Genomic DNA, 26,397 nt, shown 5'->3' with positions numbered 1-26,397 from the left:
ATCCCGATAATCATGACACTTTTTTTGCAACAATGACTGTCGTGAAGAATACAAGTTTTGTGTCAATTACCCACATTGTTGCGACTTTGAAGTGTTGACTTCTGGTTTCATCGACACAAGCCTTGCTAGCTTGCACTTTCTAGGTCTGTGTTTGGATAAAGGTTATGATTGCTGATGACTGGACTCCTTTAATACATAACAGCAGTGTGGTAACACTACGAATTTATCAAAATTACAACAATTTTCATGTATTTGAACCACATCTATCGTAAGGGCACAGCATTGCTGTGCCCCTACCGCGTGGTCTATTTACTTGAAAATAGCTGTAATGTGTCGGAGTATTAGCTTCCAGAACCAAAGTTTTCAAGAATTAATTAAAGGGGAAGTTTAAGAAAGATGGGTTGGGTTACAAAAAAAGTAGGAGTATTCTGGTGTGGAATTTGAAAGCTGGTATCTTGCTACTCACACTGAGTTGCATCATTGCAACTGGTATAGCAGTATATCTTCTTGGCGGCATTGAACCAGCACAAATCCAAGCTTTGCTGAAATCTTCTGGTATTTGGGCACCTGTTATTTATATTGCTTTGTACGTTGTGGCAACTATGTTAGTTTTGCCCTCAACGGTGCTTAATTTGACTGGAGGTGCAATTTTCGGCCCTTGGCTGGGTACTGTCTGGACTAGTGTGGCAGCAGTGATTGCAGCAATAATTGCCTTTGTTTTTACTCGGACTATTGGACGCCAAACAGTTGCAAAACGATTAGCTGGACGCTGGCAAGCTATGGATGTTGAGGTGCGTCGTGGAGGGCTTTTTTATATGTTTGCCATCCGATTAGTACCGATCATGCCCTACGGCTTGGTCAACTTTGTCGCGGGACTGACTTCGATCAGTTTTAAAGATTATGTTTTCGGTACAACACTTGGTACTGTTCCTAGTGTCTTACCTTTTGTACTACTAGGTAGTTCTGGTCTGAAGGCAGTGAATACAGGCGATTTTTTGCCGCTAATACTTGCATTAGGCTTAACTGGAATGCTGGTAGCAGGGTCTACTTGGTACCGCCATCGTCGGACTTTTCCCAAAAAAGCTGTAGAAAGTCTTAAAGAATCAGACTCTTCAGATTACATCAATCCGAAGAATAAATAAATTATGGTAATGAGACTTGAGCCTTGCTAGGTATACTGTGAAGCAAACCTTTACGATCGCAAGCAGTCTGTTAGCTTGGCTGTTCAAAAATTAAACCATATTTCTAGATGCTACCAAAGTATTCATTCATTGTTCCAATTTATAACGAAGAAGAAATTATTCCAGAACTATACCGCAGACTGAGTGCAGTAATGAATCGGATGGATGGGCTTGTCGAATTAATTTTAATCAATGATGGTAGCCGCGATCGCTCCCTACAATTACTGCGAGACTTTCATCAAAAAGATCCACGCATCTGCTATCTGAGTTTTGCTCGTAACTTTGGTCATCAAATTGCAGTTACTGCTGGTCTCAATTTTGTCCGAGGTCAAGTTATCGTTATCCTTGATGCCGATCTACAAGATCCACCAGAACTAATTCCCGACATGGTTGAAAAATGGCGACAGGGCTATCAGGTTGTCTACGCTCAACGCACTCAACGCCTTAAAGAAGGATGGTTTAAGCGTTTTACTGCCTATTTCTTTTATCGCATCCTTAAGAAGCTGGCAGATGTAGAGATTCCTACTGATACTGGTGATTTTTGTCTAATAGATCGGCAGATTGTAGATATTCTCAATTCTATGCCAGAACGCACCCGCTACATTCGTGGTTTGCGTTCTTGGGTTGGCTTTCAGCAAACAGCGATTCGGTTTGAGCGCAACCCCCGCTTTGCTGGGGAAGTTAAATACACTTTTAGTAAATCTTTAGCCCTTGCTATTAATGGTCTAGTGTCCTTTTCAATAGTGCCACTGCGGTTATCAACTTACTTAGGGTTAGTAGCGGCGGCGGCGGCCATCTTCATGGCTTTATTAGTCTTGTATTGGCGTCTTTTTGTCCCCCATTCGCCTTTAACCGGGTTTACGATTATTTTGATGGCAATTTTCTTTCTCGGATCTGTGCAGTTAGTCAGTGTTGGCATCTTAGGCGAATATATAGGGCGGATCTACGAAGAAGTTAAAGCCAGGCCCCTCTATACTTTGGCAGAAGTAGGTGGTTTTTATCACAAATCCTCTAACTCAACGAGCAATTCCGACAAACTAGATAATTTAGAAGATCCTAAAAAGCCCTTACCCTAAATCCCTCTCCCAAGCTTGGGAGAGGGACTTTGAAATTGGCTCCCCTTCTCCCAATTTTGGGAGAAAGGGTTGGGGGATGTAGCAAGATCCCGCAGGGTGGGCGAATTTTGCATTTGTACAAGAGGTCTATTCATTTTTAGCGACTGACTATTTCCGGCGATGTCTACGACGGGCTACGCCTACGCAGTTGCTGGAATTGACTTAACCAAGAACTTTGACATATTTTCGCCTCATGGAAAAGTACTAGGTCTTGCATTGTACCAAGCTCTATGCAAAAATAATTCTACTAAAGTACGGTAAATCGATAGAACTATCGTACTTAAATCACAATTGATGCTGTCAATATATAGCTGATTACAAAATAGTGTTTTCAACTAATGTTAATTGGCAAATAATCACTTGAATCGAAATCAAGCTTTCGTCAATGTCAGTAGCCATTGATGAACTTTGTACAGCATAACTAAAAAAACGGACTTTAGGATGTCTCAGAAGTATCAGTTCATATAGTGTGTGGTTGAGTGTCCCTTAAAAGTAGAGAAGTCTTTGCTAAGGCAGTTATTGTCTCATCCCAGACGTTTTTAGGATTATTTCAAGCGCTATAATTCCTAGCTTACTGCGAATTTGGGATTGTACATTCAACTACTTAGTACTGGTTTCGACGTTTATCAGAATTTTGTGCTTTTTTCAGCAGCTAAAGCTTAGATAAATCTATGTTCTAATCGGTTTTTTAGAAATATTGTAACAATGATTTGTCTTGGTTTTTGTGTCCAATTAAGAGCTAATTTATTCATCTTTAAGGTTGAGGAGTTAAGGAGTCATGTCTAATTTTCGCTGGAATTATAGATCCATTGTGTTCCTGGTTTCGTTGCTAAATATTCTAGCTATCCTGGTTTTTTATCCAGCCAAAAGTCAGGCTGAACTACCTAAATCTGATCTATCTCCGATTGAAGTAGAACAAAACAAAGCTCCAGAAGCAGTTGTCAATCAAACAGTAAACACTTCAATTGCACCAGTCACTCGTAAAAAAGCTCCAAACGAGCTTCAAGATCGAGTGACACCTGTCTCACAATTGTTGCAAGTTGCACCGCCAACTAATAAAAAAGCTCCAAATAATGCAGCAGGGCAAACAACATCCGTCTCGCAACTATCAGATATTAAGCCGACAGATTGGGCATTTCAAGCATTACAGTCTCTAGTTGAGCGCTACGGTGTAATTGCAGGATATACAGATGGTACATTTAAAGGCGATCGCTCCTTAACGCGTTATGAATTTGCAGCTGGGTTGAATGCAGCTTTAGATCGCCTCAATGAACTAATAGCGACTTCGACAACGGATTTAGTCAAACGCGAAGACTTGGATACCATTAAAAAACTACAAGAACAATTTTCTCCAGAACTCGCTCAACTTCGGGGACGCTTAGATGGCTTGGAAGTACGAAATGCGAAGTTAGAATCAACTCAGTTTACGACCACAACCAAACTTATAGGTCGATCTCAGATTGTTCTTGGCGATCTTATAGCAGGCAATAACGTCGTCAGAAAGACACCAGCACCTCACAATCCCACACTTCAAGGCGTAACTTCTTTACGGTTAAACACCAGTTTTAACGGAAAAGATTCACTAGGTATAACAATAGGAGGTGGAAATCTTGAATCATTGGGACAAACAAGAGCTGGATTATTAGGAACTTATGAGGGGAGAACTGCTGATAACTCCAGTATTACTTTTCCACGCAATACTATTATTGTTAGTGGTATTCGCTATCGGTTTCTACCTTTTCCAAATACCCAAGTCAACATTTATCCCTTGTCTGACGGAGCTAGTGAGATAGGTCTTTCTGGTCCAGTTAACCCATATTTTGAATCGTCTTCTGTGACTGGTGCTAATGGGATTTCACGATTTTCACGGCGGTCTTTGGTCTATAACTATGGAGATAGCGGCCCCGGAATTGCCATACTCCAGGGATTAGGCAAACAGCTTCAATTCGGGATAGCGTACAGCGCACCAAACGGTGGTAATCCCACAACTAATAACGGCTTATTTACAGGCAGATATTTAGCTTTAGCACAGTTAATATACTACTCCGGTAATAGGAATTTTCGGGTAGCTGCAACTTATGTTAATACCTATAGCCCACCAAATACCATAGGTTTTAGCGGAACAAATTTCGGCCCAGCAGTCGGGAGTAACCTGGTAAACAGCACCGTGCCTGGAGTAGCAACTCTAGGCAACCTTTATGGTTTACAGGCGTTCTATCAAGTTAGTTCCAAGTTGGCAATCAATGCCTGGGTAAGTTATGGGGTACACCGTTATTTGGGGCGCGGAGATGCTGAAGCTATGGATTGGGCCGTAGGACTTGCATTCCCGGATCTTTTTAGTGAAGGTGCTCTAGGGGGGATTTTAGTTGGTATGGAGCCGAAACTCACCAGTCTTAGTAATAATGTAAATTTGGGAAAAGGTCTAGGACAAGCGGACAGAGATACTTCTCTGCACGTTGAGGCATTCTACCAATATAAAATCGGAGATCATATTGAGGTTACGCCAGGTTTGATCTGGATTACTGCACCTGATTCGGATGCCAGCAATCCTGATAGTTTATTTGCTTGGATTCGTACTGTCTTTAGATTTTAACCGAATGGCACTCCCCGGACTGAATAAAAATTTTTACATTTGTTTAATTAAAAGTCCGGGGATTCTTGAGTCTTAAGGGAGCGATCGCTCTTAACCCACGAACAGACACATTAGCGCCGCAAGACAAAACCCAATCCAATTTCACGTCTGTACTATCCAGACAAAACCGTTTAGAAAAATTTATTAAACTACGGGAAAATTATCGAAATTAAGTCCTGTTATGAATAAAAATTTGATGAACGCACAAACTATGGTAAAAAACAAGTTTATTGAGAGATAACTAGGACTTACGGATTGACAAGAAATACCAAATATGGGGAAGTTTAAAAACTACATCTTTCGTAAGGGCAGAGCATGATCTATTTACTATCAACGGATAATTAAGAAAAGCCTGAAACAACCTATTTCCGTTGATGCACATCACAATTAATTTGTACAGTGCGTAAGTCCGAATAACTTCGTTAATTTTACAAAAATTTACATTTTAATTAGTTTGGTAAAATGCTTGCTTTTTGTCGAAAACTGTGAAAAGCTTTGTTAGGTTATAAACTACGGTTTGCCGATCGGTTAAAAGTATTTGTAATGCCAATCTAGTGAGAACCTGTATTAAGGGGTCACAATTTCTAGATTTTTAAATATTTATTTTGCCGCATGGATGGGGTGAAGACTTGATGCTGAAGACGTTAACAAACGATTTTGAACTCGACTTAGAAGCAGATGTGCTTGTGATTGGAGGTGGGCCAGCTGGAACTTGGGCAGCTTGGAGTGCTGCATCAAGTGGAGCTAGAGTTGTCCTGGTAGACAAAGGATACTGTGGTACGACTGGATGCGCTGCTGCATCTGGAAATGGTGTGTGGTATGTGCCACCCGATGCAGAAGCACGGGAAACAGCGAAGGCGAGTCGGGAATCGTTGGGTGGGTTTTTAGCCGATCGCAACTGGATGGATCGGGTACTGAATCAGACTTATATCAACGTCAATCAGCTAGCAGAGTGGGGTTATCCCTTTCCCACCGACGATGAAGGCAAACCCTACCGGCGATCGCTGCAAGGGCCGGAGTATATGCGGCTGATGCGGCGGCAAATTCAACGCGCTGGAGTCAAGATTTTAGATAACAGTCCCGCCTTAGAACTGCTGGTTGATGACGATGGTGCTGTTGGTGGTGCAACAGGTGTGAACCGTCAGACTGGTGAGAAATGGATAGTGCGATCGCATTCCACGATCATTGCTACAGGCGGTTGTGCGTTTCTCAGTAAAGCGTTAGGGTGCAACGTCCTCACAGGGGATGGTTACTTAATGGCGGCAGAAGCAGGAGCCGAGATGTCGGGTATGGAATTTTCCAACGCTTATGGCATCTCCCCCGCCTTTTCTTCAGTTACCAAAACCCTGTTTTATAATTGGGCAACCTTTACCTACGAAGACGGTACTGTGATTCCGGGGGCAAGTTCTCATAGACGTTCAGTAATTGCCCAGACATTACTGCAACAGCCAGTTTACGCCATCATAGACAAAGCGGCGGAATCGATGCGGCCATCTATGCGTTTAGCACAGCCTAATTTCTTTTTACCCTTTGACCGTGCAGGTATCGATCCATTTACTCAACGTTTCCCTGTCACCTTGCGCCTAGAAGGAACTGTGCGCGGTACGGGGGGAATTCGGATTGTAGATGAGAGTTGTGCCAGTTCTGTGCGGGGACTTTACGCGGCTGGAGATGCCGCTACACGCGAATTAATTTGTGGCGGATTTACTGGCGGTGGTAGTCATAATGCGGCTTGGGCAATATCTTCTGGCTATTGGTCGGGGAAATCGGCTGCTGAATATAGCCGCAGCTTAGGGGAAAATAAAACTCAACGCCGAGTTAAGGGTGTCGGAGAGGTAGGATTACAGAGTGGGAGCGATCGCTCTCAAACTTTGGCAACTGATGAAATTATTCAAGCAGTCCAAGCCGAAGTATTCCCTTACGAAAAGAACTATTTCCGTACAGAACAAGGCTTAACTGAGTCTTTGGGTAAGCTAAATCATCTCTGGCAAGAACTCCGCAGTAGCCAGGTAAAATCAGATAAAGAGCTAATCCGGGCGCGAGAAGCTGCGGCAATGGTAGCCACAGCGCGATGGATGTACAGCAGTGCCATTGAACGTAAAGAAACTCGTGGTATGCACAAACATCAAGACTATCCAGAACAAGATGCTAACCAGCAACATCACTTGATTAGTGGCGGATTAGACCAGGTTTGGGTGAAGAGTCAGCCGTTAAGTACAGAAAAGCCTTTATCTAAAATAGGAGCAGCAGTGTGATTGAGTTGGTCAGCGAATCGCGGTGTATAAAATGTAATATCTGCGTGAATATTTGTCCAACCAACGTGTTTGACCGTGTACCGAATGCGCCGCCAACCATTGCTCGACAGAGTGACTGCCAAACCTGTTATATGTGCGAATTGTATTGTCCAGTTGATGCTCTTTATGTGGCACCAGAAAGCGATGTGACGACTTCAGTCAACGAGGCAGAATTGGCAGAAGTTGGGCTACTGGGTAGTTATCGGGAAAACATCGGTTGGGGACACAAACGTACATCAACAGCAAAAGCCGATGAAACATTCCAAATTTTGAAGCAGATGAAATAGTAATGCGATGTGCAACTTATCCTTAGAACCCCACTTCCATTCCTCTCCCCCACAGGGCTATGGTGTACACACAAGTCCTTCTGACCCCCTCTAACTCCCCCTTGGAAAGGGGGAGAACCCGATATTTCCCCCCAATGCATCGGGGGGATTAAGGGGGGTAAATCGAGGGTCTGGGCTTCATTACCAAGATGTGTGTACACCGTAGCCCCACAGGGAGAGAGGCTTTGATTCTTGCTCCCCTTGCCTTGTAGGGAAGGGGTTGGGGGTTAGGTCAAAGAGAAAGTTGCACACGGCGTATAGTACGGCGGAGAAAAAAGTCATGCTGTCGTTTTCAGTAGTAACAGGTTCTATCAGTAAAAATAAACTTACTTGCAGATTATCAACCTCAGTGGCTTGTGTTCTACTGCTACTAACTACAGCATGTAGCCAAGGCGAAACTAAATCTGCTCAATCTATTGAGGCTGTTAATGTCAATAACGCTGTTGCTGTATCCAATAACATTGCTACCCTACGAATAGGTTATGTAGGTAGTTCAGAACCGACAGGGCCACTTGGTTGGGCAAAGAAAAAGGGAATTTTAGATCGTCAGTTGCAAAAAGCGGGATTTAAAAACATTACTTTTGTAAGGTTTCCTAACGGGCCGGATCTAAATGAGGCGCTTGTTGCAGGGCAATTAGATGTTGGCTCTTTAGGGGATACACCAGCCATAGTTTTGAGAGCAAGGGGTCAGGAAACACGACTGCTGCGGATTACTCAATTTAATACAACCGCCTGGTTAGTGGCGAAAAAGAATGGACCGCGATCGCTTGCTGAACTTAAGGGTCAGAAAATAGCTACCCAAAAAGGTTCTTATATGCATCGATACCTGCTGGGTCTGTTAGCTGAAGCTAAAATTGCCAAAGATGTAAAAGTTGTTCATTTGATGACTACTGAGGCAAAAGCGGCTTTAGAACGTGGTGATGTAGCAGCTTATGCAACCTCAAGCGATTTGGGGCCTTATTTGAAATCACAAGGGTTTCCAGTGATTGATTCTTCGGCGAATCATAAAGGTCTGTCAGGGACATCATTAGTTGTCGCAACTGAAAGCTTTTTGGCGAAACAGCCTGATTTTCCCCAGAAATTTAATGCAATTCTCACAGAAGCAGCCAAGGATTTAAAAGCCAATTCTGAAGAATATTATCAGTACCATGCCCAAACTACTAAATATCCCATTGAGATCATCAAAGTATCGTTACCACTTAAACAGATATCAGAAGAACCATTACCAGCCGAAGGTGTGAAACTTTTAGAGGGAACAAAGAAATTTTTAGTCTCGCAGGGTTTAGCAAAGTCGGACTTTAAATTAACAGATTGGGTTGTGAACGAACAACAGCGTTAATTTCTATCAGCCATTCCAAATGCGGGAGTAGAAGAAGCAAAGAGAGCAGGGGAGGTAGGAATCAGTAACTTTTCTGAGCAAGAAAAACAAATTTTTGTAATTAAGTCTTTCAAAGGTGCAACTTCCAGGCTCAAAGGCTCAACTTCCAGGCTCAAAGGTGCAACTTCCAGGTTCAAAGGTGCAACTTCCAAGCTCAAAGGCTCAACTTTCAAGCTCAAAGGCTCAACTTCCAGGCTCAAAGGCTCAACTTCCAAGCTCAAAGGCTCAACTTCCAGGTTCAAAGGCTCAATTTCCAGGTTCAAAGGCTCAACTTCCAGGTTCAAAGGCTCAACCTCCAGGCTCAAAGGCTCAACTTCCAAGCTCAAAGGCTCAACCGTCATCTTTCAAAAGCTTTCTGCATCCCTCCTAGCTTCTGCCTCTTGACCAATCTATTTGAAAATTCAGGTAAAATGCTATGACTATTGCACTAGACCGTCCACAGAAAACCAAGTCTGCTCAAATTCGGGAAAAACTGGGTTATCCGATCATTGACACCGATGTACATACCCAAGAATTTCCCCCAGCATTCTTGGACTATTTAGAGCAAGTTGCTGGAACTGCGATCGCACAGCGTTTTCAAGAACACTTACCCGGTGCATCTCGCTCTAAATGGTTTAAGCAATCTTGGGATGAACGCCGCGCTAACCGCACCGCCCGCCCTCCCTTCTGGACTCGTCCCACCAATGATCCCCTAAATTTAGCCACCGTTAGTTTGCCAAAGTTGCTGCACGAACGCTTGCAAGAAGCAGGTACAGACTTTGCCGTTGTATACCCCAACTTGGCAACAATGGCACCACACATCGGTCATGAAGAAATGCGGCGGGCTGTTTGTCGTGCAGCTAACACTTACCACGCTGATATTTTTCGCCCTTATAGCGATCGCTTAACACCCATTGCTGCCATTCCCATGAATACGCCCGAAGAGGCGATCGCAGAATTGGAATATGCGGTGAAGATTCTGGGACTCAAAGCAATTCAAATCCCCGGACATATCCGCCGCCCGATTCCCGCCTTTGAGAAGTATGGCGAAGAAGTAGCTAACGAAGCCATTTGGATTGATACCTTTGGCTTGGATAGTAAATATGATTACGATCCCTTCTGGGCGAAATGCGTAGAACTGAAAGTCGTACCCACCACCCACTCTTCCGGTATGGGCTGGATAAATCGGCGTTCCATTAGCAATTACCAATACAACCATATTGGTCACTTTGCATCGGCTGCGGAAGCATTATGTAAATCTTTATTCTTTGGTGGTGTAACTCACCGCTTCCCCACACTCAAGTTTGCCTTCTTAGAAGGAGGTTCCGCTTGGGGTGCTAGTTTGTACACCGATTTGATTTGGCACTGGGATACCCGCAATAAAGATCATTTGGTAGAAAATAACAATCCCGCTAATATTGATCGCGAAGAATTGCTAGAACTATATACTCGCTATGGTGGTGAACTAGTAGATGGTCGTTTGGATCAGCTAGGTAGTGGTTTAGGTTTCCACGCTGAGTTATTATCTCCCCTAGAACCAGGTGATTTGGATGAATTCGCCGTTGCAGGAGTTACCAAGCCAGAAGATATCCGCGATCGCTTCTTGAATCACTTCTACTTCGGCACAGAATCAGATGATACCCGTGTAGCTCAAGCCTTTAACCGCAAAGCTAATCCTTATGGCGACCGTGTTAAAGCCTTCTTGGGTTCCGATTCTGGTCACTGGGATGTACCTGATATTACTGCGATCGCTGCTAATACCTATTCAATGGTAGAACGCAAGATTATCACCGAAGAAGATTTGCAATATTTCCTGTCAATTCATCCCTTGGAGTTGTACACCAGCCTGAATCGTGACTTCTTTAAAGGTACGGCTGTTGAGAAAACAGCAGATGAATTTTTGGCTGCGAAAGGGATTAGGGAGTAGACAATACGGTTCGGTTTAAGAGACGGCGATTTATCGCGTCTTTGCCAATGCCTATAAACATTTGATGAGGGTAAATTATCATGACGATCGCTCTAGACCGCCCACAAAAAACTAGGTCTGCTCAAATTCGGGAAAAACTTGGTTATCCGATCGTTGACACCGATGTACATACCCAAGAATTTGAACCAGCAGTCTTGGATTATTTAGAGCAAATTGGTGGAACTGCACTTGTCGAACGTTTCAAAGAGAATTTACCAGGATCTTCCCGTTTTAAGTGGTACAAGCAAAGTTGGGAAGAACGTTTTGCTTATCGCACCAATCGCCCTAACTGGTGGGGTCGTCCCACAAAAAATACTTTGAATTTGGCTACCATTAGCTTACCCAAGTTGCTGCATGAGCGCTTGCAAGAAGCAGGTACAGACTTTGCCGTTGTCTACCCCAACTTGGCAACAATGGCCCCGAATATCGGCAACGAAGAAATGCGGCGGGCTGTTTGTCGGGCAGTTAACACCTATCATGCTGATATTTTCCACCCTTATAGCGATCGCCTCACACCCATTGCCGCGATTCCCCTGCACACTCCCGAAGAAGGGATTGAAGAGTTGGAATATGCGGTGAATGTTCTGGGACTCAAGGCAATTCAAATTCCTGGTTACGTCCGTCGTCCAATTCCTGCCTTTGAAAAATACGGCAAAGAAGTCGCTAACGAAGTGGTTTGGATTGATAACTTTGGTTTAGATAGCCAGTATGATTACGATCCATTCTGGGCTAAGTGCGTAGAACTGAAAGTTGTACCGACAACTCACGCTTCTAGCCAAGGTTGGACAACTCAGCGTTCTGTCACCAACGCCCAATACAATCACATTAATCACTTTGCCTTTGCAGCAGAAGCTTTATGCAAATCGCTGTTCTTTGGTGGAGTTACCCGCCGCTTCCCGCAATTAAAGTTTGCCTTTTTAGAAGGTGGTTCAGCTTGGGGTGCTAGTCTCTACGCTGATATTATTTGGCACTGGGAAACGCGCAACAAACAACATTTGTTGTCAAATAACAATCCTGCGATTATCGATAAGGAAGCATTAGTAGAGTTGTACACCCGCTACGGTGGCGAACTGGTAGATGGGCGCTTAGATAAAATTGGTGACGGTTTAGGATTCCACCATCAACTATTGGCTCCAGAAGATCCAGGCGAACTCGACGAATTTGAACTAGCAGGAATAGAGAAGGCAGAAGATGTGCGCGATCGCTTCTTGAATCATTTCTACTTCGGTACAGAATCAGATGATACCCGTGTATCTCAAGCATTTAATCGGGCAGCTAATCCCTTTGGCGACCGAGTTAAAGCCTTCTTAGGTTCAGATTCCGGTCACTGGGATGTGCCTGATATCACCGCCGTTACTGCCAACGCCTACTCAATGGCAGAACACGAAATCATTACCGAAGAAGACCTCCGCTACTTCCTCTCAATCCATCCCTTGGAGTTGTATACCAGTCTCAATCAAGACTTCTTCAAGGGTACAGGTGTTGAGAAAGCCGCAAAGGAATATCTAGCTGGGAAATAGCGAATGGGGAAAGAATGACTATACCCCGTTCCCAATGCTCAATGCCCATCTTTACAACGTTCCATTACCAACCGCATCTTTGAAGTTACCGGAACTCGCGCCACAGCAACTAAATATGGATTTGACCGTTATTGGCGAGATTTGCGAACCTTTACCCTCCACGATCCTGTGGACTACAAATTGCGTGCGATCGGCGATTGGGTACTCAACAAGCAGCTACCCGTCATCACTCAATATTCTTAGGGCATTGGTTATTTCTCTCTCCACCTTTATCCCCAAAGAAGCGATGAATCGCGTCTCTACTCACCAATTCTAAAATCCAAAATTGATATGACTCAACTCAAAACACTTCCTACCTACGACCCAAGTTTATTTGAGGGAGCTGCTGAAGGCTATGCTCAATATAGAACCAAATACCCACCGATTGTATTCGACAAACTAGCGGAAATATTTCATCTCAATGGTCAAGGACGACTCCTTGATTTAGGTACTGGCCCAGGATTAATTTCAATTGGTCTGCGAACCAGATTTGAGGAAGTTGTGGCGATCGATCCCGATCCCGACATGATTGCAGAAGCTAAACGGCAAGCAGCAGCAGTCGGAGCAAATAATATCACTTGGTTACAACAAGGAGCAGAGTTAATCGACTCTAGTTTAGGGACATTTAAGTTAGCCACTATTGGTAGAGCGTTTCACTGGATGGAACGCGAACTAGTGCTTAAACGCCTTGATGAATTGCTTACTGATGATGGTGGGTTAGCACTGCTTCAGACTAATGATAATCCTTGGGAAAGCAATTTACCTTGGAAACAAGCTGCTGTTGGAGTAGTAAAGAAATGGTTAGGTGAAGAACGCCGAACTGGACAACGAGGACAAGGGACTCGTAAGCCAGTCGATCCTCCCCATGAAGTTGTAATTGCCAATTCGGCTTTTGCTCGTCAAGAAACCTATGAAGTGCCATTTGAAAAATCTTGGACTGTCGATAGCTATCTTGGCTACTTATACACTACAGCCTTCTCTCTGAAAATTTTCTATGGCGATAAGGCCCCAGCATTTGAAAAGGATCTTAGAGAAGCGCTACTAGCAGTTGAGCCGTCTGGACATTTTACAGAAGAACTCAAATCTACAATTTTAGTCGCTTGGAAGCACTAGCAAAATTGAACATGAACAAGACCGAGTTTCACTCCCAAGTTTCAATCTTCCACTAGCACGACACTGGAGTGGTATCTTCTCACTCCACTTACTAAATTTTCCCTCCTAACTATTAAATTTTCAGTTCATCAAGTCGTTGCAGGGTGGGTAATACCCACTCTCTTCCCTAATTTGATTGATAAAGCTTTTAAATGTAGAAAAAATATTTATTGCCGTTTGGAAATAACTTAATAAAAAAGATTTTTTGTTTGTTTACATTGCAATTAATCATCATTTTTCTAACCACTTAGAGGGAAATCAATAAAATAACCCATGTCAGCTTTAAAAGGAAAGTTTGAATTCAGAAAAAGCCAGAGAATAACACGTCGTTCCTTGTTGTTTGCTCTGGGCTACTGCTTAATGCTGTCAACAGCCCTATCGAGTTGTAGTGAAGCAAAAAATAACACTCAACAGTCGGCAACTTCGTCTGAATCGGTGGTTTCATCCAGCACTACAGAGAAGTCAACAGAAAAGCAAGTAGTACGGATTGTACGTTCAAAACAACTTACCGCTTTAGCAGTTTTAGAAAAGCAAGGTTCCTTAGAGAAGCGATTAGAGCCTCTGGGTTTTAAAGTACAGTGGACTGAGTTTGCGGCTGGGCCACAACAGCTAGAAGCCTTGAATGCAAATGGATTGGATATTGCATCTACAGCCGAATCGCCTCCTGTATTTTCCCAAGCAGCAGGAGTGCCCCTTGTTTATCTAGCTACTACACGCCCTAGTGGTAAAGCTATTTCACTTCTAGTTCCTGTAAACTCTCCGATTAAAACTGTTAGCGATTTGAAGGGGAAAAAAGTGGCTTTTCAGAAAGCTTCTATTGGTCACTACCTATTAGTTAAAGCGTTAGAAGATGCAGGGTTGAAACTGAGCGATGTTCAATCAGTTTTTTTACCTCCAGCAGATGCAAATGCAGCATTCAGTCAGAATAAAGTGGATGCTTGGTATATTTGGGAGCCATTCGGTACAAGAAATGTACAAAATAAAATCGCTCGTGTTTTAGCAGATGGTGGTAAGTTGCGGGATACTGGCAACTTTTACTCAACCTCACGCCAATTTTATCAGGCTCATCCTGATGTAATCAAAGTGTTTTTAGAGGAGCTAGAAAAGAAAGAAATCTGGACTAAGGATCATCCTAAAGAAGTAGCACAACTGCTTGCTCCTGTAACTCAGCTAGATCCACCGACTCTAGAAATAATGCATAAGAAATATGATTATGGGCTAGTACCAATTACCGAGAAAACTATTATCAAGCAACAGGAAGTTGCAGATAAGTGGTACAGCCTCGGACTTATCCCCAAGAAGGTAAATGTTAGAGATGGCTTTTTAACGCCTGAAGAGTACGCCAAAATTACTCCCTCAGACGTGTTAGCGAATAAATAGTTATCTCCAAGAATAAATTAAAACACAGGAGAATATTATGCCTACTTCAACTTTGACAGAAGTTAAAATTAGGTCTATTGATGCCCCTTTGGGAGCGATAGTTACCGATCTTGATGCCAGTCAAGCGATCGCACCTGAAGTCATATTACAACTTAAGCAAGCTCTGCGCGATCGCCACATCTTAATCTTCAAAGACCAAAAGCTCTCCGATCAACAACTTTTGAACTTTTCTCTATACTTTGGCGCACTCTTTGTACCATCTGACGAAACTCCAGTATTGGCTTCTAAACCAGGAGAAACTCCGGTAGTGATTCCGATTTCCAACCTCGATGGTGGCTATACCGGTACTGGAGAATTAACTTTCCATTCTGATCACAAATGGACTCCTACGCCATCTAGTGGTTCACTTCTTTATGCGTTAGAAATACCTTCTCAAGGTGGAGATACTTATTGGTTAAATACCAATTTGGCCTATGAGGCATTAGATGAAGCCACCAAAGAAAGGATTGCAGATTTGCAGTTAATTACCTACAACCCATTTTTGCAAGATCGGAATGCACCCCGCTCTTTGTATCGTTTAGACAAGAATATTCCTTTAATCAGTCCAATCTTTCCCCATCCTTTAGTTAGAACACATCCAGAGAGTGGTAAAAAGCATCTTTACTTGGATGCTGCTACAGAAGTGGAAATTGTCGGGTTAGAGCCAGAAGAAGGATCTAAACTGATTGAACAGTTGAGACAACATCTAAATCAACCGAAATTCTACTACCAACACAAATGGTCTGTAGGCGATATTGTCTACTGGGATAATCAAGCTACCTTACATTATCGCCAAGCATTCAATCCGAATGAGCGACGAGTATTAAAACGGGTTAGCCTTGCAGATAGTCGTCCCTTTTAGGATTTATAGCTCAGAAGATTAAGCTAATGGGCGGTTAAATATACATTTTATTGGTTAAGAGTCAAGAGTTATTCTAGATTTTTGACCAATAAAACTTGTCTAAGTATTAAACTCTATGCTTGGAAATCAAAATAGTAAAAAAATCTTTTTTGTTTAAAAACAAGTGTTAATGAATACTTTCTTTTCAAACCAAACTTGATACACTCTAAACTGAAATTGATAGTTGTTAGCAGCTCATTAAAACACTACAACGAAAATTATTAAACTTAAATAGAAAAATATTATGGGGCTTTTCAAATCTTTGCAAAGGCTAAATTTGTCTAGTAATAAACCACTGCAATCAAAAATCAAAAATATTAGGATGGTATGTGAGTATAGCCTAAATACTAAACCTATAGAAGTCAAATATAAAATTGAGCCTAAATATATATCTTTATTAATCGCTGCTTGCACTTTCACTATACCAATGAGCATAGTTGGTTGTAGCCAAGAAACTAAAACTACTCAAAACGAACTATCCCCAATTAGTACACAATCTCAAAGTCAAACAGTTTCTAATACTCCCCAAAAACAAGAGCTACGAGTTGTTTCTTCTAAGCTTGGTTCTCTTGCAGTGATGAGAAAGCAAGGAACTCTAGAAAAAAGTTTGGCAGCAAAGAATTTTACTGTAAAGTGGCTAGAGTTTGCTGCTGGGCCGCAAGCTTTAGAAGCATTAAATGCTGGTTCCCTTGACATCGCAGCTACAGCTGAATCACCACCTATATTTGCTCAAGCCGCAGGTACACCTCTTGTGTATATTGCAACAACTCGATTTAATGGTAGAGCAGTTTATTTTTTAGTACCAAAAAACTCTCCGATTAAAAGTGTTGCTGACTTTAAGGGCAAAAAAATCTCCTTTCAAAAAGCCTCTATTGCCCACTATGTCTTGCTAAAAGCGTTGCAAAAAGAGGGACTAAAATTAAGTGATGTAAAATCTCTTTTTCTCCCACCTCCAGATGCAAATGTGGCTTTTAGTCAAGGAGGAATTGATGTTTGGGTAATTTGGGAACCTTACATTACTAGAAATGTTCAAGGAAATCTTGGTCGTGTATTAATGGATGGACAAGGGCTTCAGGATCTTGGTGTCTTTTATACTACCTCACGTAAATTTGCCAAAGAGCATCCTGAGATTATCAAAGTTTTTCTAGAGGAGTTTATCAAAGCTGAAGATTGGTCGCAGAAAAATATTGATAAGTTAGCAGAACTTGAGACTGGTGACGTTGGTATTGATGTACCTACTCTCAAAACAATTCATAGTAAAGCAGTATATGGTTTGCTACCAATCACCGATGAAGTTATTAAAAAACAACAAATAGCTGATTTGTGGTATGCACAAGGACTTCTACCAAAAAAAGTTAATGTCAAAGATGGAGTACTTACTCCAGAAGAATATGCAGCATTCACACCTGATTCAATTAAATCTAATAAGTAAATCATTGTAATTAACTTTAAAAAATTGAAGAGTTTCATTTATAAAATGATGGTTTTATACCAGTATTTCATCAGAAATTGAGGTGCAAAAATGTTTAAAAATTTCGTGAAATCTAAGACAACAGTCATCAGTAAATTTGCCTTGTTTACAATACCTGGTTTTCTAGCTTTATCTACTACTTTAATCAGCTGTACGTCAACTGTATCTAACACAAATACAGGAACTGAGCCGAAAGCAGAACCAGCAGGGGCTAAAACTATAACTTTTAAAACAAAGTTACTGCGAATAGGGTATCAAAGTTCTGGTGATTTAGTTAGAGTCAGAGGAGTTTTAGAAAAACGTTTGGAGCCTTTGGGCTTGAAAGTAGAGTGGTCACAATTTGCTCAAGGGCCACAACTTATGGAAGCAATGAATGTAGGTAAAATTGATATTGGCTCAGTTGGAGAAACGCCTCCGATTTTTGCCCAAGCTGCAGGTGCAAAAATCATCTATTTGGCTGGTAGAAGACTTGGACCTGATTCAGGTAAAGGTAGTGCGATCGCAGTTCCTAAAGGTTCTCCAATTAAAACTTTAGCTCAAATTAAAGGTCAAAAAGTAGTCTTTCAAAAAGGCTCGGCTTCTCACTATTTTATTATCAAAGCCTTAGAAGAGGTGAATCTAAAATATAGTGATATTAAAGTCTTGAGTATGCCCAATGTTGAAGCACGTGGTGCATTTATTCAGGGAACTATTCCAGTTTGGGTAACTGGCGATCCTCATTTAGCTTTGGTAGAAAAACTCCACGGTGCGCGTGTGCTCAGAGATGCAACCAATATTGGTACTCCAGGCGGATACTATGTAGGAACACGAGAATTTGCTAAGGGAAATCCCGAATTAGTTCGCATCATCTTAGAAGAAATTGATAAAAATGGTCAATGGGCAGAAGCGAATCGTAAAGAAGTAGCCAAACTTATAGCACCAGTACTCAAAATTGATTTACCTATTCAGGAAGTAATTTCTAGCCGTGCTACTTATCGCTTAAGAGGAATTACTCCAGAACTAATGCAAGCCCAGCAAAGTGTTGCTGATTTGTTCTATAACGAAAAAATCTTACCCAAAAAGATTGATGTTAAAGAAGCATTGCTCACACCTCAAGAATATGCAGCTATTACTCCACCAACACTGATAAGTGAAAAGTAGAGAATAATCAAATATAAAGTTTGTTTTTTAAACAAACTTGAATACCAATTTACTAAAGGCAAAAGGAGATTTTTTGAATTAGCAGAATCTCAACTTTTCATCATAAATTGGTGTTCTAGGAGGTTTAAATAACAACTTCCTATGATCTTACTTGCTTTTGAAAGTAAGACCTACAACGTAAAAGCTAAAACTTACAAGGAAAATCACAACTGATGAACAAGTCATTTCAACCACAACGCCGTACAGTCTTAAAGCGTATTGTCCAATATTCAGCATTGGGACTGTTTACTTTATTATCTCCCTTAGCTGGTAGCCTTGTGCAAAGCACTCAAGCGGTGCCTGCCAAAGTAATTAACTTGGCATATCAAAGTTCTGGTGATATTGTCAAGTCCAAAAAAGCTGTTGAGCCACGTTTTAAAGCATTGGGTGTAACTGTGAATTGGGTTGGGCCATTTGCAGCAGGGCCGCAATTGATAAAAGCGCTGAATGAAGGTAAGGTGGATATCGGTACTGTCGGAGAGACACCTCCAATATTTGACCAAGCCGCACGCCCAGGCCTCATCCCTGAAGTTGTCTATCTTACTGGACGCACGCCCACCGATGGTACAAACCAAGGTATTGTGGTGAAAGCTAATTCTCCCATTAAGAAAGTAGCGGATCTTAAAGGTAAGAAAATTGCTTTTCAGGTAGGGTCGAATGCACAGTATTTACTAACAAAAGCGTTGAAAGAGGTAGGGTTAAAAATTAGCGATATTCAAATCGTTGCTTTGACTCCAACTGAAGCCCGAGACGCTTTTATTCAAGACAAGGCTGACGCCTGGGTGGGTGGCGATCCTCTTTTAGCTGCTGTGGAAAAGACTACCCCAATTCGGAATCTGAGAAATGCAGCAGGAATTAACACTCTCAACGGGTTTTATATTGGCAGGCGTGCATTTGTCACCCAAAATCCGCAATTGGTGCGAGTGTTTTTAGAGGAAGCAGAGAAGGTAGGAGAACAGGCTGAAAAAAACCCAAGCGATTATGCCAAAATTTTAGCTGATGAACAGAAATTAGATCCAGCAGTTGCACTAAAGGTGGCAAGCCGTCGTACTTATAAATTGAGAAAAATTACACCTGCGATCATTGCCGAACAGCAGCGCGTTGCTGATTTTTATTTTGATGAAAAAGTCATCTCGCGTAAGATTGATATCAAACAAGGGATTCTTTCTGATCTAGAATATAAAGCGAGCATACCTGATAATATCAAGTAACGGTAAACAGGTAGAGGCAGGTTTATTCAGCTATTAATTTGGCTAGCTATTAGACTGTAGCGGAAGTTTGCCTAACTTCAACAAGGGGCTTAACAAGTTGCTTAACTAACTTGTTAAGCCTATTGTCTGGTTAAGTAAAAACCAAGGAAGGAACAAGCGATCGCAAATCTTCTTACAGATATGATTTGGGAGTGACTATTAGTTTTAACTAAAATGTTCCACTCAACGTATACAAGTAACGGTGAACAGGTAGAGGCAAGTTTATTCAGCGATTAAGTTGGCGATCGCATCTACTAATTCGCTTGGCTCTACTGGTTTGGCAATATGCTTGTTAAATCCGGCTCTTAGTACCTGTTGAGCGTTCATTTCTCCAGCATAGGCGGTAAGTGCGATCGCTCGAATTTGACCTCCCTGCTCTGCTGGCAGTGTTCTCAACTGTCGCATGAACATACATCCATCCACTTCTGGCATCCCAATATCGCTTAAAAGTATATCTGGCAAGGATTGGGCTAAAGCGGCTAGGGCTTCATTTGCTGATGTTACTGCTGTCACATTTGCCCCATACTGCTCTAGTAAGAAGACAATAAATTCTCGCGTATCTGTATCATCATCCACTACTAAAATTTTCACACCATTCAAATTTGAGGATGGCTCAGAATTGCTATTGTCTTGTTTAATCTCTAATTGATTTTGGATTAATGGTAGTCTTACAGTAAAAGTTGCCCCCCGATCTTCGCCCTCGCTTTCTACCTGGACTGTGCCGCCATGCAGTTCGACTAAGTGACGGACGATCGCTAATCCTAACCCCAATCCACCAAATTTTCTGGTGGTGCTGCTATTTTCTTGGCGAAAATATTCAAACACGTAAGGCAGAAAATTCGGGTCGATGCCTTTACCTGTGTCGCTGACTTGAATGATTGCTGAGTTGGAATTTGACTTAGAACATGATGATAGCCGAATATCAACCCGTCCGCCTTCTGGCGTAAATTTAACCGCATTTGAGAGCAGGTTCCAAACGATTTGCTGCAATCGGCTGGAGTCTCCCAAAACTTGTCCCAAATTTGGTTCCAGGCTGATGTGCATCTCAATTGACTTAGCTTCTGCCGATAGCCGCACTGTCTCCATTGCTGCGGAAATCACAGATGTCAGATCGACTGGGTAGATATTCAAGCTGATTTTACCTTGTAAAATCCGGGAGATATCCAGTAAGTCTTCAATCAGTTGAGCCTGTAACTTCGCATTTCGCTCAATAGTCTTTAGCGCTTGAGGAATTGTCTTTTCATCAAGTTTTTTGGTTTGGAGTAACTTTGACCAACCTAAAATTGGGTTAAGTGGCGATCGCAATTCATGAGAAAGTACTGCCAGAAACTCGTCTTTAATCCGGTTGGCGTTTTCTGCTGCTTTCCGGGCGGTTTGCTCTGCCTCGTATAGGCGGGCACGTTCCATCGCTTGAGCGCACTGCTGTGCTAGTGCCAGCATAAAGGCTCGATCATCTTGATTAAACTTCTGAATTTCGGTAAAAGCTAGAGACATTCCCCCGATAGCTCGTCCCTCGATGATCAATGGAATCGAAATCCAAGCGCCGTAGTTGTACTGGGCGTATTCCTGAGCCAGATTTGAGTAACGAGCCACCCTTGTTTCGGTTGGCTTTTGCCAAATAGGTTGCTTAGTTCTTACTGCTTCTGCCAGTGGCGCGGGTGCATTAATCGAGAATCGACGCGATGAATCGACTATTTCTTGTTGCTCGCCAACAGTTCGGACAATTTCTAATTCAGTGCCGCTTTGAGTCAGTAGTGCTACAAAAACAAAACTAGCTCCCAAAGCTGCCATACCTTGCTCCACAATTACTTCAGCGACTTGTGTCGGAGTTAAAGATTCAGAAAGTGCAGCGGTAATCGCTTGCAGACGGGTAGTGCGAGATGCTGCGCGTAAAGCCGCCTGTTGAGATTGCTGTGCTTCTCTGTAGAGTCGGGCATTATCAACAGCGATCGCCGCCCGCCCAGCCAACTCCTCAGCTAACATCAGGCTTTTGGTGTTGTAGCGACGACCTGAAGAAGATACCAAAGTCATAACTCCCAACACCCGTCCCCGAAGGATTAGCGGTACACTCATACCAGATGTCGGATTTAATTCTTGCAATATTTTAAAGTGACTGGCGTTGTGGGTTGCCTCTTGGATCTGTTGATCAGAAATCAAATGAATAATTTGTGATTTGCCTGTCTGTATTACCTCAGCAACACCTGCTGTTTGTGCTAAATCAGGCGGATAATTTTGTAACTGTTCTACCAATTCTTGTTTCTCTGGATTGGCATGGGTTGCTGCAACCCGACGGAGTAACTGATTGTCACTAATGATATCAACTAAGCACCAATCAGCTATTTCTGGCACAGCCAAACGCGCTAAACCTGCTAAGGTTGTCTCGTAGTCCAATGATGCAGCCAAAATCCCACTAGCCTCAGCCAGAAAACGCTGCTCTTCTTCCACCTGCTTACGCTTAGTAATATTTCGCGAAGACGCCTGCATCTCTAAAATTTCTTGAGTTTGGCGATCGCGGATAGCTCGAATAGTTGCTTCCAACCAGATATAATGCCCCTCGTAGTGACGCGCACGGTGAGTAACAGTATAAATATCTGGTAAATCGCCATTGACTGGGTAATTTCTCGCAATCTCTACCAAATCGTCTGGATGAACTAACTCATGGCTAGGATGACCGACTAATTCCTCTGGTTGATATCCCAGCACTGTGTAGCAAGCTGGTGAAACGTAGAGAAGAATTCCATCGACTGTATGGCGGGAAATAATATCAGTTGAATTCTCAGCCAGCAGCCGAAAACACGCCTCACTCTCGCGCAAGTTGGCCTCAGCCTGCTTGCGTTCGGTAATATCGACGCACATTCCCACCCATTCGCGGATTTCGCCTATTTCGTCGAGTATCGGCACACCGCGTATATTCATATAACGGTATTCGCCGTCATGCCGCAGAACTCGATACTCAGCAACTGCAACGCTGCGTGTAGGGAATGCCTGTTTCCAAATTTCCGCTATCGAGGCACGATCTTCTGGGTGCAGTGCTTTAACCCAACCCCATCCTTTATATTGTTCGGGATTTTGCCCTGTGAACGCCTGCCAAGTTGGAATATCATCAACAACGTTGCCCCAAGGTGCTGCCCTCCAGACAATTGATGCGCTTGCCTCTGCCAGTGAACGGTAACGTGCTTCACTATCGCGCAGTGCAGCTTGCTGTTCGCTCAAATATTGCTGCAATTCAATAACCTCTTGAGCTTTCAGGTTCTCACTCATTTTAAAAGTATTTGGCTAAAAGCGACTCACCGGGTTTTCTCATCTGCTGTAGTAGTTCTTTAATTTGTTTCATTGCCAGTAGTGAAGGTTGTATCCGTCCGTTTTACCATCGGTTTATAGTGTGGAATGAAACTCCTAACATGATTGCCAGTTTTACCTGTGTAAATTTGAGGCACTGCCGAGTCTCACGAACCAACTGTGCAATCCTTAGCCGTTAGATTGCAGCCATAAGCTAAATCTAAATATATTTTTATTTTTCTAATGCAATATAGCAGATGCTATAACTCTAACTGCACCCATCTAAGGTTATAGAGGTTGTCAAGAAGAGGTAGGGGAGGCAGGGGAGCAGTGGGGAAGAAGATCGCCTACAAGGGGCGGGGCTTGTACCGAAAATCATTTTTCTCCTCTGCCCCTCTGCTTTATTGTAAGTTGGTGATTATGTACTACATCAACTATCAGCTATTTAAGCTAGTAATAGAGTTGTTTCAATCCAGGGGGATAAGAATATGAAGGTTTGGCTTGCCTGCTTTTTGGTGCTATTTGCCTTGGCGGAACTGTTTGACTGGTTGCAAGAATTTAATCTGCCATTACCTATCTATATTTTGGGTGGCGCTTTTTTAGCTGTTGCTTCTAACTATGATAAAATTGTTGGCTCCTATTTTGCTGATTCAAGCATTGAAGCATCACTTGAACAACCCCAGTTAGATTCACTAACTCCATCTACTAATCCGATTTCTTTCCCAATTACCAGTCCTGTTGAAGATGTTCAAACATCTCAAACAGATGACTAGTGCTTGTTTTATTCTATGGTTGAGGCTGGGCGTTAAAAGTAGGAATATGTCAAAGTCTCTAACTAGCAAGTAAATTGCTACATTAATAGAAGCTCAGGTTAACTAGCTTTTCACCTAGATTCCGAAAATTAACTTCTGCGCCTGCAACATCTACCCAATTCAGGCTACCGCCCCAACGCCGTGATTAGTGGACTATTAGAAAAACTCCGTGTACCTTTTTTGAAAGTTCAGGATTCCCGTGAAACTTCTAAGAGCAAAAGCTGGCTGCAAATTATTTTTGTTACCAGTGTAGGAGTCACCGCCTTTATCTGGGGAGTTCGGGAACTCAAATGGTTACAGCCTTGGGAGTTAAGAGTTTATGACCAGATGTTGCGATCGCGTCCAGCACAAGCACCCGATCGACGGATTTTGCTAGTAACAATCACTGATAAGGATCTCAAACAAGAGAAATGGCCTTTATCAGATCGGACAATCAATCAGCTATTAAAGAAAATAGAATCTTATCAACCGCGAATTGTTGGTTTATATCTTTTCCGACCAGAAGACAATAATTTGGCGGCTAATTTCCAAAATCAAGATAACATTGTCACTACCTGTTTGTTCAGCAGCTTGGGTAGAGATGAAATTCCCCCGCCGCTGAATGTCCCTGTAGATAATGTTGGGTTTAGCGATGTGGTTGCTGACAATGAAAACGACCAAATTATCCGCCGCAGTTTGTTATTTGCTAACCCTACAGACAAGAAATGTACAACATCATTTGCATTTGGTGCATTAATTGCAATTAATTATCTGGCAAAACAAGGTATTGAATACGATTTCACTAAAAAAGGAGATTTTCTGTTAGGTAAAACCCTGTTTTTGCGTTTACAACCTAATTCTGGTGGCTACCAACATTTGGATGCAGAGGGCTATCAAATATTATTAAATTACCGTCACCCCAATAGCCTCGCCAACCAAGTAACCCTTACAGATGTACTTAGTGGTCGAGTCAACCCCAGTTTATTCAAAGACCGTCTGGTAATTATTGGCACTACGGCAGCTAATATCCCTCCAGGTGGCTTTTATACGCCCTACAGCGCTTTACCAGATCAACCAGCCAGAATGCCTGCTCTGTTTATTCATGCACAGATTGCAAGTCAACTCATCAGTACAGTGTTGGATGGGCGACCCTTGATTTGGTATTGGCCCGACTGGGCGGAACTTATTTGGGTATGGGGCTGGTCCCTATTAGGTAGTGTTTTAGCATGGCGGTGGCAAAATCCGCTGCTTTTGCTAGTGGTGGGAACGATAACTCTATTTGGCTTAGTAGTAATCTGCATTGCTTTGTTTTTGCAAGCTGGATGGGTGCCGTTAATCCCTCCTGCTCTTGCTTTGGTGATTAGTAGTATATGTGTGATTGCTTATACTAGCTACCAAAATCAACAGCAAACTCAGGTGATTGTTCTGCAAGTTGAAAAACAACAAGAAGCGATCGCTCAATTAAATGTACTCTTAGAAGATAAAACAGCACTTCCCGACTCGTCTATTGACTTTCTTCCCGCAGTTGATTCACCAGAAACAAAATCAGGTGATTTGCTTTTGAGTGGACGCTACAAAATCTCTCAAACTCTCGGTGCTGGTGGATTTGGTCGGACTTATTTAGCACAGGATACTCAACGACCTGGTAATCCTACTTGTGTAGTTAAAAAGTTAATGCCAGCCCGTCAAGATACACGATTTTTGCAAGTCGCTCGCAGGTTGTTTCATAGTGAAGCTGAAATTTTAGAAACTTTGGGTAAACATCATCAGATTCCCGAACTACTTGCTTATTTTGAAGATAACCACGAATTTTATTTAATTCAACAATATATCGAGGGACATACCCTAAGCGAAGAATTACCACCTGTACAAAATGTGCAAAACGAATCATTTGTGATGGAAATGCTCAAACAAGTTTTAGAAATTCTAGAATTTGTTCATCAACATCGAGTGATTCATCGCGACCTCAAACCAACTAATATTATTAGATGCGTTCAAAATAATCGACTGGTATTGATTGACTTTGGTGCTGTCAAATTGATGCAACCGTCGAGTAGTGAGCAAACAGAATTAGCGACAGTAGCCATCGGGACGCGGGGTTACACACCTCCAGAACAATTTGCCGGTCATCCCCGTTTATGCAGTGATATTTATGCTTTAGGAATGATTGCTATTCAAGCCATAACTGGGATACCACCGCAAGAACTCCACCCAGATCCAGAAACGGGGAATGTGATGTGGCGGCAAACAGCGCCAGTCAGCGAAGAATTAGCGGCAATTTTAGATAAGATGGTTTGCTATCATTTTAGCGATCGCTATCAATCAGCCACCGCAGTTTTACAAGATTTAAAACGTTTTTCAACTAAGTGATATCATGTCCGTATAATTAGTTATGATTTCCACAGTCATTGCACCCCACCCCCCAGCCCCTCCCCGCTCTTCGGGAGGGGAGACAAAGCATAGTTTTGGCGGGGTGGGGTTCTTTCTTCAGGTTTAATAAGTAATCTAGCGGACATGATATGAAC

The 26,397-nt window shown here is 42.5% G+C and carries 19 protein-coding genes; 17 read left to right on the top strand and 2 right to left on the bottom strand.

Features of this window, described 5'->3' with window-relative positions:
* Positions 1-431 precede the first annotated feature (431 nt).
* From V7L12_RS14445 to V7L12_RS14420, 6 genes are all read left to right on the top strand, one after another.
* Positions 432-1,142 carry a TVP38/TMEM64 family protein gene (locus tag V7L12_RS14445; protein ID WP_335085044.1) on the top strand — a complete coding sequence of 237 codons (711 nt, stop codon included), beginning with the start codon at positions 432-434 and terminating at the stop codon, positions 1,140-1,142.
* 107 nt (positions 1,143-1,249) lie between these two features.
* Positions 1,250-2,257 (top strand): glycosyltransferase family 2 protein, encoded by a 1,008-nt coding sequence (locus V7L12_RS14440; protein ID WP_335085042.1) that lies wholly within the window; start codon positions 1,250-1,252, stop codon positions 2,255-2,257.
* Between the two features lie 817 nt (positions 2,258-3,074).
* Positions 3,075-4,889, top strand: coding sequence for an iron uptake porin (locus tag V7L12_RS14435; protein WP_335085040.1), 1,815 nt, complete (start codon positions 3,075-3,077; stop codon positions 4,887-4,889).
* A gap of 671 nt (positions 4,890-5,560) precedes the next feature.
* Entirely contained in the window at positions 5,561-7,183 is a 1,623-nt protein-coding gene (locus V7L12_RS14430; protein ID WP_335085039.1) for an FAD-binding protein, read from the top strand.
* Positions 7,180-7,509, top strand: a complete 330-nt coding sequence (locus V7L12_RS14425) for a ferredoxin family protein (protein WP_335085037.1) — start codon at positions 7,180-7,182, stop codon at positions 7,507-7,509. Before V7L12_RS14430 ends, V7L12_RS14425 begins: the two co-directional genes overlap by 4 nt.
* A 319-nt stretch (positions 7,510-7,828) precedes the next feature.
* Positions 7,829-8,887: an ABC transporter substrate-binding protein gene (locus V7L12_RS14420; protein ID WP_335085035.1), complete on the top strand. Its 1,059-nt coding sequence runs from the start codon at positions 7,829-7,831 to the stop codon at positions 8,885-8,887.
* Here V7L12_RS14420 and V7L12_RS14415 read toward each other — a convergent pair.
* A complete protein-coding gene (locus tag V7L12_RS14415; RefSeq protein WP_335085033.1) occupies positions 8,884-9,267 on the bottom strand; it encodes a hypothetical protein in 384 nt (127 codons plus the stop codon). The genes V7L12_RS14420 and V7L12_RS14415 overlap by 4 nt on opposite strands.
* A gap of 74 nt (positions 9,268-9,341) precedes the next feature.
* Here V7L12_RS14415 and V7L12_RS14410 point away from each other — a divergent pair, with 74 nt between their 5' ends.
* From V7L12_RS14410 to V7L12_RS14370, 9 genes are all read left to right on the top strand, one after another.
* Positions 9,342-10,832 (top strand): amidohydrolase family protein, encoded by a 1,491-nt coding sequence (locus V7L12_RS14410; RefSeq protein WP_335085031.1) that lies wholly within the window; start codon positions 9,342-9,344, stop codon positions 10,830-10,832.
* 80 nt (positions 10,833-10,912) lie between these two features.
* Positions 10,913-12,391 (top strand): amidohydrolase family protein, encoded by a 1,479-nt coding sequence (locus V7L12_RS14405; RefSeq protein WP_335085029.1) that lies wholly within the window; start codon positions 10,913-10,915, stop codon positions 12,389-12,391.
* Between the two features lie 63 nt (positions 12,392-12,454).
* On the top strand, positions 12,455-12,634 hold the full coding sequence (locus V7L12_RS33195; RefSeq protein WP_442947889.1) for a hypothetical protein: 180 nt from the start codon (positions 12,455-12,457) through the stop codon (positions 12,632-12,634).
* A gap of 87 nt (positions 12,635-12,721) precedes the next feature.
* On the top strand, positions 12,722-13,543 hold the full coding sequence (locus V7L12_RS14395; protein ID WP_335085025.1) for a class I SAM-dependent methyltransferase: 822 nt from the start codon (positions 12,722-12,724) through the stop codon (positions 13,541-13,543).
* 312 nt (positions 13,544-13,855) lie between these two features.
* Positions 13,856-14,962 carry an aliphatic sulfonate ABC transporter substrate-binding protein gene (locus V7L12_RS14390; protein ID WP_335085023.1) on the top strand — a complete coding sequence of 369 codons (1,107 nt, stop codon included), beginning with the start codon at positions 13,856-13,858 and terminating at the stop codon, positions 14,960-14,962.
* 37 nt (positions 14,963-14,999) lie between these two features.
* Positions 15,000-15,863 carry a TauD/TfdA dioxygenase family protein gene (locus V7L12_RS14385; RefSeq protein ID WP_335085021.1) on the top strand — a complete coding sequence of 288 codons (864 nt, stop codon included), beginning with the start codon at positions 15,000-15,002 and terminating at the stop codon, positions 15,861-15,863.
* 283 nt (positions 15,864-16,146) lie between these two features.
* Positions 16,147-17,334, top strand: a complete 1,188-nt coding sequence (locus V7L12_RS14380) for an aliphatic sulfonate ABC transporter substrate-binding protein (RefSeq protein ID WP_335085019.1) — start codon at positions 16,147-16,149, stop codon at positions 17,332-17,334.
* Positions 17,335-17,424: 90 nt separating this feature from the next.
* The gene (locus V7L12_RS14375; RefSeq protein ID WP_335085017.1) at positions 17,425-18,513 is read left to right on the top strand and encodes a sulfonate ABC transporter substrate-binding protein; all 1,089 of its coding nucleotides are present in this window, start codon (positions 17,425-17,427) and stop codon (positions 18,511-18,513) included.
* 212 nt (positions 18,514-18,725) lie between these two features.
* Positions 18,726-19,763: an aliphatic sulfonate ABC transporter substrate-binding protein gene (locus V7L12_RS14370; RefSeq protein ID WP_335085015.1), complete on the top strand. Its 1,038-nt coding sequence runs from the start codon at positions 18,726-18,728 to the stop codon at positions 19,761-19,763.
* Positions 19,764-20,024: 261 nt separating this feature from the next.
* On the opposite strand, the gene V7L12_RS14365 is transcribed toward V7L12_RS14370, so the two are convergent.
* Positions 20,025-23,063 (bottom strand): hybrid sensor histidine kinase/response regulator, encoded by a 3,039-nt coding sequence (locus V7L12_RS14365; protein WP_335085013.1) that lies wholly within the window; start codon positions 23,061-23,063, stop codon positions 20,025-20,027.
* 506 nt (positions 23,064-23,569) lie between these two features.
* On the opposite strand from V7L12_RS14365, the gene V7L12_RS14360 reads away from it, so the two are divergent.
* Entirely contained in the window at positions 23,570-23,854 is a 285-nt protein-coding gene (locus V7L12_RS14360; RefSeq protein WP_335049890.1) for a hypothetical protein, read from the top strand.
* Positions 23,855-24,034: 180 nt separating this feature from the next.
* Positions 24,035-26,242, top strand: a complete 2,208-nt coding sequence (locus V7L12_RS14355) for a CHASE2 domain-containing protein (protein WP_335085011.1) — start codon at positions 24,035-24,037, stop codon at positions 26,240-26,242.
* Positions 26,243-26,397: the final 155 nt, after the last annotated feature.

Origin of the sequence: Nostoc sp., assembly GCF_036918245.1 — a bacterium.
GTDB lineage: Bacteria > Cyanobacteriota > Cyanobacteriia > Cyanobacteriales > Nostocaceae > Nostoc.
This window is presented reverse-complemented; position numbering and strand designations above follow the sequence as displayed.